An 11,796-nucleotide genomic window follows, 5' to 3' on the forward strand; every position below is an offset into this window, starting at 1 on the left:
CCGCGCAGTTCCCCGCGCCCCTTCAGGGGCGCGGGGAACTGCGCAGTCTTTTAGCGGGGGTCTGGGGCGCAGCCCCAGGGAAGCCCCCAAGCACATCAGCGGAGTTCCTCCGGGCAGGGGGTTCCCCGGGGGAGTTGGTACGGCGCCGCCAGGTGGTAGGTGCCTGGCTTCGGGGCCAGGAGCTCGGTCCACTTGTCGCCCGCCGCGGTCTCCTCCGTCGGCATCAGGCAGCCGTTGATGTTGTCGTACGTCTTCGGCGTGCCGTCGGCGCGGTGCTTGGACTGCTCCGTCTCCTGCGGCGGCTTCACGCTCTTGCCGTCGGCGTCGACGATGCTGAGCCACGGCGAGTACGGGATGCGGATGAGGATGCGGCCCGCCTTCTTCACCTCGAGCGTCAGCTCGCCCTGTTCGGCACGGTCGACGACGGCGTTGGGCTCGGCGAGCTGGGCCGGATCCGTCACCGCGAACAGCTGCCAGTTCGCGTCGCCCCAGATCTGACGCAGATACGGCATGCCCCGCTGGACGAGTTCCCGCTCGCGCTCCCCACCGTCGCCGTCCGGCTCGCCCTTCGGCAGGACCACGTAGTGGACGGCCCAGCGCTGCAGCCACTCGTGGTAGTTCGCGGAGTTGAGGGTGTCGTCGTAGAAGAGCGGGTTGCGCTCCATGTCGGCCTGGCGGTTCCAGCCGCGGGCGAGGTTGACGTACGGGGCGAGGGCGGAGGCCTCGCGGTGGGAGCGGGCCGGGACGACCTCGACGCGGCCCTTCTCGGCGCCCACGACCTGGAGCTGATTGACGAGCGGCGCCAGCTCACGTGCCCAGGACGCCGCCGGAGTCGTATGCACGATGTCGTCGACCGACTTGAAGCCGATCCACCCGACGAATCCGACGAAGGCGACAACGATGGCGTACCACTTGCGGGACTTCGGCACGGCGAAGGGCAGGGCCGCCAGCAGCACGACGCCCGCGAACAGCATCGCCAGGCGCGTGATGTTGGAGCCGATCTGCGAGCTGATCAGCCAGACGAGGAGGACGCCGAGGCCGTACACCGCCGCCGTGATCCGTACCGTCTTCCACTCCTTGGGGACAAGGACGAAGACCAGGACGGAGTACAGGAAGGGCAGGAGGACCGAGTAGAAGGCCATCGGCTGGGTGCCGGAGAAGGGGAACAGCCAGGCCGAGACCGCTACCACGACCGTCGGCGCGATACCGAGGGCGTACGCGCCCGGGCGGCGCTTCTGCAGGAAGAGCGCCACCGCCACCAGGCCCACGAACAGGCCCGCCACCGGCGACGCGGCGGTCGCCAGCGCGGCGAGCGGCGCCGCGCACAGGGCCTTCGCCCAGCGTTTGTAGCGCCAGCGGTACGGCCAGCAGAAGACGACGGCGGCCGCGGCGAGCGCGAACACCATGCCGAGGCCGTAGGTCACCCGGCCCGAGGCGGCGTTGCACAGCAGCGCGAACACGCCCGCGAGGGCCGGCCACAGCGGGTTCGTCACCGCCCGGCTGCGGATCAGGATCATCGTCAGCAGGCCCGCCGAGATCGTCCCCGCGATCATCATCGTCGTACGGACGCCGAGCACCGACATCAGATACGGCGACACCACGCTGTACGACACCGGGTGCATCCCGCCGTACCAGGCGAGGTTGTACGCCGAGTCCGGATGCCGCCCCACGAACTCCGCCCACGCGTCCTGCGCGGCGAGGTCCCCGCCACTGTTCGCGAACGTGAAGAACCAGACGACGTGGAGGACACCGGAGAGGGCGGTGGCGAGGGTGACGGGGTGGCGGAGGAAGCGGCTCAGACGGGTGCTGTGCGCCGGGGCGTCGGGTTCACCGTCGGCTCCGTCATGGGCGCGGGCACGCAGCGGTATTCGCGGGCCGGTTCCTGGGCCCGGATCGGCGTCGTCGGCGTGTGTCGGCTCCGCTGTCGCCACTGCAAGGCTCTCCCCGTGTCCCGTTTTCCGTTCTCGCCCGGGACCCGCGGCTCGCGAGCAGCCCCGATCTCGCGACGCTAGCACGCACCCCGCCGGGAAGCGCCGGGGTGGGGCGCTGTAGGCGGGGTGCGGGACGTGTGCTCGTACCCGGGGTACGTCACCGATGCGTCCGGGAGTACGTCATCGGTGCGTATGTCCGTTCAATCGGCGCGTACGTCCGTTCAGCTGACGCGGGTCAGCTTGGCGCCGAAGCCGGGCTCGGCGAGGTCCGACTGGAGCGCGACGGGGATCGTCACGGCGTGGCTGGAACCGTCGCCGACCGTCAGCTTGCCGACGACCGTGCCGGCCTTGCCGGAGTGCGGAACCGTATCGCCGCCGTCGCCGATCGACAGCTTGGTCTTCAGACCGGGCCAGCCGACCGCCGTCATGTTCTTGGTGGCGACGACGGGGGTCTGCCCGCCGAGCTGGTCATCCACGTAGCCGACGACCTGGCCCTTCTTCACCACCGTGGCGGAGGTCAGGCTCTGCTGGACCTTGTCGATGAGCTTCTGGCTGTTGTCGAGAGCCAGCTGGAGGCTGTCCCAGACCTTGCCGGTACCGGCGTTCTGGTTCAGCACCGCGCCGTAGACCGTCTGCGTCTTGCCGTTCACGGTCTTGGTGGCGGCCCACACCAGGTTGCCGCCCGCGGGCGTCGACGAGCCGGTTTTGAGGCCGATCACGCCGACCTGCTTCACCAGCAGGTCGTTGTTGTTGTAGATGGTGTTGTCGAGACCGGGGATCTTGGCGCTGGCCATCGCGACGATGCCGCGGAACACCTCGTTCTGCATGACCGCCTTCGCCAGCGTGAGCTGGTCGGTCGCGGTGCTCACCGTCGTCTTCTGCAGACCGCTCGGGTCCGTGTACGTCGTCTTCGTCATGCCGAGCTTCTTTGCCGCGGCGTTCATCTTGGCGACGAAGGTCTTGTTGTCGGAGTCCCAACGGGCCAGCAGCCGCGCCGCGTTGTTGCCGGACGGGATCATCAGCATCTGGAGCATCTGCCGCTCCGTGAACTGCTGCCCCTTCGACATGGCCGCCGTCGACTCGTCCGGCAGCTTCGACTCGTCCTCGGCCTGCTGGTCGACGGTGATCTTCTCGCCCTCCTCGTTCCCCTTCAGCGGGTGCTCCTGAAGGATCACGTACGCCGTCATGATCTTGGCGACGCTCGCGATGGGCGCGGGGGACTGCTTGCCGTCGGTACCGAGGCTGCCGACGCCCTCGACCTCGATCGCCGACTGGCCCTGGCCCGGCCAGGGCAGGTCGAGCGTGCCACCGTCGAAGGTGTACGTCTCGTCGGCGGTGAGCGCGAGGGCGGGAGTCGGGAGCGGACGTACCGCCTGTACGACTGCAAAGATCACCGCGAGCAGCAGGACCAGCGGGGTCCAGATCTTGACCCGCCGCACGATCGTCCGGACCGGGGTCTGCGGGGGCGGCGGCGTGTTCGTCAGCTCCGCCAGCAGGTCCAGCGGGGGCTTCGGCGGCAGCGGCTGCTGGGTGGTGCGCTCGGGGCCGACCTGCGGGAGGGCGGCGGTGGCGTCGGCGGGGGCTGCCGCCGGCTTGCTCGCGGTGCCCGTTCCCGGGGCGGGGCCGGCCTTCGGCTTCGCCGAGGCGGGCTCGTCGAGCGGCTTGAGGGCGACGAACTTGCTGGTCCGCTCGGGGTCGGGCGCGGGCTTGGGCTTGGGCTTGTCGGTGGGCTTTTCGGTGGGCTTTTCGGTGGTCGGCTTGGTGGTCGGCTTGGTGGCGCCGCCCAACTTGAGCATGGTGGTGGGCTGGTCCACGGCCGGGGGCCGCGGGGCCTTGAAGATGGCGGTGGGCTGGTCGACGGGGGTGGCGGAGTCCTTGGTGGCGGCGGAGTTCTTGGCACCGGCCGGGTCCGTCGAGTCCTTGGAGTCTTCCGAGGCGTCCTTCGCGGAGTCCTTCGCGGAGTCCTTCGGGGGCGCATCCGAGGGCCCCTTCGGGGAGTCCACGGACGACGTGCCCTTCGAGCTGGCGGCTGCGCCCTCGTCGGAGGTGTCGTCGTCCGACTCGGACTTGGGCGCGTCGGACGCCTCGGGCTGGGACGCGTCGCCGGACACGGCGGCGGCGGTGGAAGAGGCGACGCGGGACGCAGACGCGGACCGGGCGTCGGCCGCGGAGGCGGCACCGGACGCAGCTGTGGAGGCGGACGACGAACTGGCGTCGGCCGCCGTGGAAGCGGACCCGGCGTCGGCCGCGGAACCGGCCACGGTCTCAGCCTCGCCGCGGGACTTGCCGGAGCCAGAGGCCTCCCCGGAGGCGGAGTCGCCCTCGCCGGAGGCGGAGTCCTGCTCGTCGGCCTCATCGGAGGCGTCGGCGACCGGCGCTGACGCCGCGTCGGACGCCCCCGAGTCACGGCCACCCTCAACGTCGGCCCGGGAACCGGACGCAGCCGCGGACTCGGCCCCCGGTCCGGCGGTCGCCGCGGAGCCGTCCGCAGCCGCGTCGGAGCCCCCGGCGCGGGAATCCCGCGCATCACGCGGAGACTCCTCGTCGGACGCCGCGGAGACGGCCTCCGCCCCGGTCGTCACCGCAGAGCCATCCACAGCCGCAGCAGAGCCCTCAGCACGGAAATCCCGCGCATCACCCGGAGATCGGTCGGACGCCGCGGACTCAGCCTCCGCCCCGGCCGTCACCCCGGAGACGTCCGCAGCCCCATCGGAGCCCTCGGCACGGGAGTCCCGCGCGTCGCGCGGGGATTCCTCGTCGGACGCCGCCGCGTCATCCGCGGCTGCGTCGCCCTCGCGCCCGGCGCCGGAGTCCCGGCCGTCACGACCGGCCTCTGCGGACTCCGGGGAGGCCGGAGACTCCTCGTCGTCCGCCCCCGCCACCCAGGCGGCCACAGCCGCCCGGAGCCGGGCGTCACCCGCGGAGCCCGGCTCGGCGGACTCGGCGGAGTCGGCAGAAGTCCCGGCCTCCGGGGAACCCTCCGTCGCCAGGGCCTTGGTGGAGAACACCGCCGTGGCCTGATCCACCCGTACGGTGGCCGCCCGCTCGCGGGCCACCGCCAAGCGGGGGTCGGCCGCAGCCGGGGTCGAGCCCGAAGCAGACGCCGCCCCTCGCGCGGGACTCGGAACCGCGGCCGGGGTCCCCGGCGTCGGTTCTGCCGATGACGTCGACGTCGCGGACGCCGATGCCGTCGCGGACGCCGATGCCGTCGACGACTCGTGCTGCTTCGACCTGTCGGGGGACTCGCCCGCCACCGATGCCTCCTCCATGCGCCACCCACGAGGCGCCCAACCAAACCGTGAACCCTTGAACCGCCGCCCGGACACCGCTGTCCGAACCATGTACCAGTGTCCTGTGTGAGGCCTTAACCCCTGCGGTAGACGAGAACGACATACCTACCGGTTCCACTACATTCCGGTCACGCACCCTCGACAGACCAATGTGAGAGGGGTCACCCTGTCATTCATCCACGCGGGGAGGCATGGATGGGCAGGAGCCGCAGAACACTTCCGGAGGAGCTTCTGCTGCTGGCGTTGGACCCGACCACGGGTACCACCGCACAGCCGCAGTCGCTCGACCTAGGTCTGGCCGGAGCACAGCTAGTGGAGCTGGCGCTGGCCGGACGGATAGCCCCAGACGGGGATCGTATCGCCGTGGTGGCACCACGGCCGACTGGAGATCCAACACTGGACTGTGCGTTGGAACTGCTTCGCCGACGCGGAGCACCCGTACGCGCGGTCAACTGGATTGGCGGACCCCGACTGGGACTTCGCCAGACCTACCTCTCGCATCTGGAGAGGTGCGGCATGGTCCATGCCGTGGCCGGCCAGATGTGCGGGGTGCTTCCGACGACTCGCTACCAGGCGACGGACACGGAGATCAGCCGGGAGATCAAGTCCCGGCTGGACAGCGCGATCCGCACCGGCGTTCCGCCGGACCCGCGGACCGCGGCGCTCGCCGCGCTGGCCCATGCGGTCGGTCTCGGCAAGCACCTGTATCCGGGGAACGAGGGACGCTCGTCCCGCTCCCGGCTACGGGACCTGATCAGGCATGACCCGATGGGCGGCCTCGTGGCCCACGCGGTCATGGACGTTCAGAACGGTGTGGCCGCACAGCCACGCCGCAGCCCGGCACCGGCAGGCCGTCCCGCCACCGCCGGAGTCCGGTCGTCCGCGCCGGAACCCGCCCGCGGTGTTCCGATGCAACCGCGCCGCGGTTCCATGGCGCGCGCCGTGGCCCACTGAGCCGCAGTCCCACGGCACCCAGCACGACCAGCACCGCCAAGCACCGCCAGCACAGACAGCACCGCCAGCACGTCATCAGCGCCGCACCGCAGTCCCCAAGACCCGGTTCGGGAGCCGCTGGCTCGCGCGGGGCGATGAGGCCGTACGTCCGGACGACGACACGGCCCCACCGCCCCGCGCGGCCGCATCTACGAGATCCACGAGCCGCCGCAAAGACCGCGGACGGCCGCGTATATACGCCGGATCCCCGAACTGGCGCGTACCCAGCGCATATCCGCTGTTTCCCAGCGGTAGAAAGCACCTTGGTGGCAGTCTGCTCAACAGCAGATACGCAAAGTAGAGGCCCGCAGCCGGAGGTGCACGTCCCGTGGCGTCCAATGTCAATCCCACCGTCCGGCGGCGCCGGCTGGGCCAGGAGCTGCGCCGGCTCCGTGAACTCAAGGGTATGACGGCCGAAGAGGTCGCCGAACGGCTGCTGGTCTCGCAGTCGAAGATCAGCCGGCTGGAGAACGGGCGGCGCAGTATCAGCCAGCGCGACGTCCGCGATCTGTGCGGGGTCTACGAGGTCGAGGACCACCGGATCGTCGAGTCGCTGATGCAGATGGCCAAGGACTCGCGCCAGCAGGGCTGGTGGCACTCCTTCGGCGACATCCCGTACAGCGTCTACATCGGGCTGGAGACCGACGCCGCGTCACTTCGCGTCTACGACCCGCAAGTCGTCCCCGGTCTCCTGCAGACCCGGCCGTACGCCGAGGCGCTGATCGCCGGCGCCCTGCCCGAGACCGCGCCCGGCGACATCGACAAGCGGGTGCAGGTACGGCTGAAGCGGCAGGAACGAATCTCCGCCCCGGACAACCCGCTCCGTCTGTGGACCGTCCTCGACGAGGCCGCCCTGCGCCGCACCGTCGGCAACCGCTCCCTCATGCGCGACCAGCTGGAACACCTCGTCGAGCAGTCCCAACTACCGCACGTCACCGTGCAGGTGATCCCCTTCGACATGGGAGCGCACCCGGGGCTGAACGGCCAGTACGCGATCCTGGAGTTCCCCGACGCGGCCGACTCCAGCGTCGTCTACATCGAGGGCGTCACCAGCGACCTGTACCTGGAGAAGGCGAACGACGTCCAGAAGTACAGCGTGATGTACGAGCACCTGAGGGCGCAGGCCCTGAACGTGGACCAGTCCCGGCAGTTCATCGCGGACATCGCCAAGGAGTACGCGCGCTGAGCGCATGACGGCAGCCCCCGGCGAGGCGTATGACGGCAGTCCCGCCGGGAAGGTGCCGGACAATACACCTTCGCCATGCCAGTGCGGAAGACCCGCTGGAATATGCCATCCAGTCGAGTGAATAGTCGCTTCGTCAGCCGATGTTGGCGAGTAGCGTCGATCACGCCACCGAACAACAACGTTGGCGCAAACCGAACAGCAGGTTCCAGAACGAACCAGCAGTGCGGTGACAGCAACTCAACGACTCGCTACTGGAGCGAACATGGCTATTCAGCAGGGCGCCACCGACGCGTGGACCAAGTCTTCCTACTCCACCGGCAACGGCGCCTGCGTCGAGGTCAAGTCCCCGATTCTCGCAGCGATGGCCGTACGGGACTCCAAGGTCCCCGAGGGCCCCACCCTGGCGTTTCCCGCGGACGCGTGGAACGCCTTCGTGGCAGAGGTGAGCCGGGGAGCCTAAGACCTCACCTGACCGATGACCCCATACAACTTCATAAGAACACCGACAGAGCCCTCTCGACTGGCCCGCCGTCCCGGCCGAGGGGGCTCGGCTTTACCCGGCCCCCGGACCCGACGACTACCTGAGCCGGTCCACGTACCGGTCCGTCCCCGGCACCGTGGGGATGAACGGCGCCACCAGTTCCACCCTCCCCAGCCCCGACTCCCCCACCGCCGCGTCCAGCCCCGTGAAGTACTGCTCCCAGCAGTCCCGCGGATCCGCCTCCAGGAACCACAGCAGGGTGAGCCGGGTGTCCACGCCCTCGACCTGCTTGACGTACGTCATGCGGTCGCCGGGGAGGGGGGTCGGCCGGAAGATGGTGACCATGGCCGCGGGGGAGCCGGCGAGGTGCTTCGGGAGGTGGCGGGAGCGCAGCCACTCCAGCAACTCGGCGCGCTGGGCGGCGGATTCGGCGTCGATGACCTCCACCAGGAGGCCCGCGTACGGGTGGTCGAGGGCGTGGAAGTCGCGGGGACCGGCGGCGCCGTCCCGGTAGACGGTGGCCTCGTGGTCCTGGAAGGCCGTGAAGACGTGCGTACGGTCCTGGTAGACGCGGCCGTCGCGGTTGAGCCGCTTGTTGATGCCGACGGTCCACTTCATGTGGTCGTCGTAGCGGCCGTCGGTGACCCAGTACGTGGAGATGTAGCAGCCCGCGGTGACCGGCTGGGCGACCGCCGACTTCTCCGGGTAGCGCAGGAGTTGGAGGTCGCGGGTCGCCACCCAGCGGCGTCCGGCGTACATCCAGGGCATGGCCATCGCGCCGGCGTAGTAGTGGTCGTCCTCGTACCAGCGGTTGTACGCGTACTCGTGGCCCGGGTGCGGTTCAACCATGGTGATCAGGGCGTGGCCCGGATGGACGCCGTACGGGCCGAGGGCGGCCAGTTCGGCGTACACCTCGCTGCGGGTCTCCTCACTCACGTCGCTCCCCTTCCTTCCTCCGGTCGACGCCCATACTCTGACGCTCCGTCAGACAATGCGCCAGACTCAGGGAGGCCTCTGATGTCACTGCTCGCGGGCAAGACCGTCGTCGTGTCGGGGGTCGGGGCCGGGCTCGGCCATCAGGTCGCGGCGGCCGTGGTGCGCGACGGGGGCAACGCGGTGCTCGGGGCGCGTACGGAGGGGAATCTCGCCAAGGCGGCGGCCGAACTCGATCCGGACGGCGCGCACACGGCGTACCGGGCGACGGACATCACGGACGAGGCGCAGTGCGAGGCGCTGGCGGCGCTGGCGACGGAGCGGTTCGGGGGGATCGACGCGGTCGTCCATGTCGCCGCCTGGGACAGCTACTTCGGCGGCCTGGAGGACGCCGACTTCACCACCTGGCAGTCGGTCATCGACGTGAACCTGCTCGGCACCCTGCGGATGACCCGCGCATGCCTGCCCGCGCTCAAGTCGCACGGCGGCGCGGTCGTCATCATCGGCACCCAGTCGTCGGTGGCCGCGCCGAGCCAGGTGCGGCAGGCGGCGTACGCGGCGTCGAAGGGCGCCCTGACGAGCGCGATGTACTCCCTGGCCAGGGAGCTCGGCCCGCATCGGATACGGGTCAACACCGTGCTGCCGGGCTGGATGTGGGGCCCGCCGGTCGAGGCGTACGTGCAGTTCACGGCGCACACCGAGGGCGTACCGGAGGCGGACGTGCTGGCCCGGCTCACCGAGCGGATGGCCCTGCCCGAGCTGGCCACGGACGGGGATGTGGCGGACGCCGCGGTGTTCCTGGCATCCGACCGGGCGCGTGCGATCACGGGGCAGTCGCTGCTCGTGAACGCGGGCGAACTCATGCGGTAGGTAGGGCCGTCGCGGCTCCCTTCTCAGTCGCACGGGACCCGCATCCCGTACGCCCGTCGTCTTTTTCGCCTCTGTCGTTTCTGTCGTCCTGTCGATGTCCCGCTGACGAAGTGCCCGCTCATCGTGTGTTCCACGTCACGAGCACGACAACAGCCCTACAGGTAAAGTAGAAGCAAAATCGTTCTGCTTTCTGATCTGTGTTCATATCTGTGACCGCGAGAGGTCTTGACCGGTTGGTCGAACCAGCGGTTCAATCCCCGAAGTCCCCGCTCCCGCACGGGGGCGCCGCCCTCCCCCAAGCTCTCGGCTTCTCCCCCAGTGCCTTAAGGGCCTGGGAGGTACCCCCAGAGCAGGGGGGGACCCCCATGCGTACTGGCGAAGTGCCGTCCGGTATCTGCAGGTTCACAAGGCGGACCCCTGGAGGGGGCACATGAACGGTCTCGACTGGGCCGTCCTGGTCGCGTACTTCGGCGTCATGACCGCGATCGGTGTCTGGTCCCACAAGCGTGTGGACGATGTCAGCGACTTCTTCACGGCGGGCGGCAAGATGCCCTGGTGGCTGTCCGGCATCTCCCACCACATGTCGGGCTACAGCGCGGTGATGTTCACCGGGTACGCCGGCATCGCGTACACGTACGGCATCACGTCGTACGTCACCTGGGCGCTGCCCATCGCCATCGGCGTCGCCATCGGCGCCAAGGCCTTCGCGCCCCGGCTCAACCGGCTGCGCTCGCGACTGCACGTCGCCTCGCCCCTCGAATATCTGAAGGACCGCTACAACGTGCCGACGCAGCAGGCGCTCGCCTGGTCCGGCATCCTCCTGAAGATCGTGGACGTCGGCGCGAAGTGGGCCGCGATCGCGACTCTGCTGACCGTGTTCACCGGGGTCACGCTCACTCAGGGCATCATCATCACCGGTGGCATCACGGCCGTGTACTGCACGATCGGCGGGCTGTGGGCGGACGCGCTGACCGAACTCGGCCAGTTCGTCATCCAGTTGCTGGCCGGTCTCTCGATGCTGGTCATCGCGCTGAACAAGATCTCTGACCAAGGTGGTCTGTCCAAGGCCCTCGACTCGCCGAAGCTGGACGGTCACGGGGACGGTTTCGCCGGCCCGTACCTCACGGTCTTCTTCATCGCGTACCTCTTCATCAAACTCTTCGAGTACAACGGCGGCATGTGGAACCAGGCCCAGCGCTACATGGCCACCGGCAGCGCCAAGCAGGCGACGCGCTCGGCGTTCCTGTCCGCCGGGCTGTGGTTCGTGTGGCCGGTGATCCTCTTCATCCCCATGTGGCTGTCGCCGCTCCTGGTGACCGCGAAGAAGCCCGACGGGTCGGACGCGTACGGGCTGATGACCGAACAGCTGCTCCCCCACGGGCTGTTGGGCCTGGTCGTCGTCGGGTTCTTCTCGCACACGATGGCCATGTGCTCCTCCGACGCGAACGCGATCGCCGCGGTGTTCACGCGGGATGTGGCGCCGGTGCTGTCGAAGGCCGCGCGGGCGTGGGACACCCGGGCCGGGCTGATCGCCGGGCGCGTCACGACCGTTGCCTTCCTCGGCTTCTCCATGGCGGTGGCGACGCAGGTCAACTCCCCCACGTTCAAGGACATCATCACCGTCGTCATCAAGTGGGTCGCGGGGCTCATGGGACCGATCGCGATCCCGTTCATCCTGGGCCTGCTCCGTCCGTTCCGTAAGTCCGGACCGACGGCGGCGCTGACCAGCTGGGCCTGCGGGCTCCTCGCCTTCTTCTTCGTCAACTACAACCTGGACTTCTCCCAGCGGACCGACGTGAAGCTGGAGTACCAGGTCTCCGTCCCGATGGCGATCTCCCTCGTCCTGTACATCCTCATCGGCTTCCTGAAGCCCGAGGACACGCCGGAGCGGGACGCGATCATCGAGAAGATCAACACGGATGACGACGGGGCGGCCGCCGCGGCCATTCCCGCGCCGGCGGGGGCGGGCGACGGGGTGGCTGCCCCTGTCAAGGACTAGTGGTTTTTCGCCCCCTCCGCCCCTACCCATTCCCCTCCCTGGGGGCTGCGCCCCCAGACCCCCGCTAAAAGACTGCGCAGTTCCCCGCGCCCCTAAAAGGGGCGCGGGGAACA

8 protein-coding genes are annotated in these 11,796 nt (G+C 69.5%); 5 read left to right on the top strand and 3 right to left on the bottom strand.

Annotation, left to right across the window (positions count from 1 at the left end):
- Positions 1-95: 95 nt before the first annotated feature.
- Together ACFY0T_RS33225 and ACFY0T_RS33230 are read right to left on the bottom strand one after the other, a co-directional pair.
- On the bottom strand, positions 96-1,931 hold the full coding sequence (locus ACFY0T_RS33225; protein ID WP_388878916.1) for an MFS transporter: 1,836 nt from the start codon (positions 1,929-1,931) through the stop codon (positions 96-98).
- A 221-nt stretch (positions 1,932-2,152) separates the two neighbouring features.
- Positions 2,153-5,185: a serine hydrolase gene (locus tag ACFY0T_RS33230; RefSeq protein WP_388878919.1), complete on the bottom strand. Its 3,033-nt coding sequence runs from the start codon at positions 5,183-5,185 to the stop codon at positions 2,153-2,155.
- A gap of 231 nt (positions 5,186-5,416) precedes the next feature.
- On the opposite strand from ACFY0T_RS33230, the gene ACFY0T_RS33235 reads away from it, so the two are divergent.
- The 3 genes from ACFY0T_RS33235 (at position 5,417) to ACFY0T_RS33245 (ending at position 7,860) form a co-directional block, all read left to right on the top strand.
- Positions 5,417-6,175, top strand: a complete 759-nt coding sequence (locus ACFY0T_RS33235) for a GPP34 family phosphoprotein (protein WP_388878922.1) — start codon at positions 5,417-5,419, stop codon at positions 6,173-6,175.
- 367 nt (positions 6,176-6,542) lie between these two features.
- Positions 6,543-7,400 (top strand): helix-turn-helix domain-containing protein, encoded by an 858-nt coding sequence (locus ACFY0T_RS33240; RefSeq protein ID WP_388878925.1) that lies wholly within the window; start codon positions 6,543-6,545, stop codon positions 7,398-7,400.
- Between the two features lie 262 nt (positions 7,401-7,662).
- Positions 7,663-7,860 (top strand): DUF397 domain-containing protein, encoded by a 198-nt coding sequence (locus ACFY0T_RS33245; protein ID WP_388878928.1) that lies wholly within the window; start codon positions 7,663-7,665, stop codon positions 7,858-7,860.
- A gap of 117 nt (positions 7,861-7,977) precedes the next feature.
- Here the strand turns inward: ACFY0T_RS33245 and ACFY0T_RS33250 are convergent, their stop codons facing one another.
- Positions 7,978-8,817: a hypothetical protein gene (locus tag ACFY0T_RS33250; RefSeq protein ID WP_388878931.1), complete on the bottom strand. Its 840-nt coding sequence runs from the start codon at positions 8,815-8,817 to the stop codon at positions 7,978-7,980.
- 81 nt (positions 8,818-8,898) lie between these two features.
- On the opposite strand from ACFY0T_RS33250, the gene ACFY0T_RS33255 reads away from it, so the two are divergent.
- Together ACFY0T_RS33255 and ACFY0T_RS33260 are read left to right on the top strand one after the other, a co-directional pair.
- Positions 8,899-9,684 carry an SDR family oxidoreductase gene (locus ACFY0T_RS33255; RefSeq protein WP_388878934.1) on the top strand — a complete coding sequence of 262 codons (786 nt, stop codon included), beginning with the start codon at positions 8,899-8,901 and terminating at the stop codon, positions 9,682-9,684.
- A gap of 430 nt (positions 9,685-10,114) precedes the next feature.
- Complete coding sequence (locus tag ACFY0T_RS33260) at positions 10,115-11,683, top strand: sodium:solute symporter family protein (protein WP_388878937.1); 1,569 nt, start codon at positions 10,115-10,117, stop codon at positions 11,681-11,683.
- Positions 11,684-11,796: the final 113 nt, after the last annotated feature.

The sequence above is a fragment of the Streptomyces sp. NPDC001530 genome, assembly GCF_042894545.1.
In the GTDB taxonomy this organism is placed as follows: Bacteria; Actinomycetota; Actinomycetes; order Streptomycetales; family Streptomycetaceae; genus Streptomyces.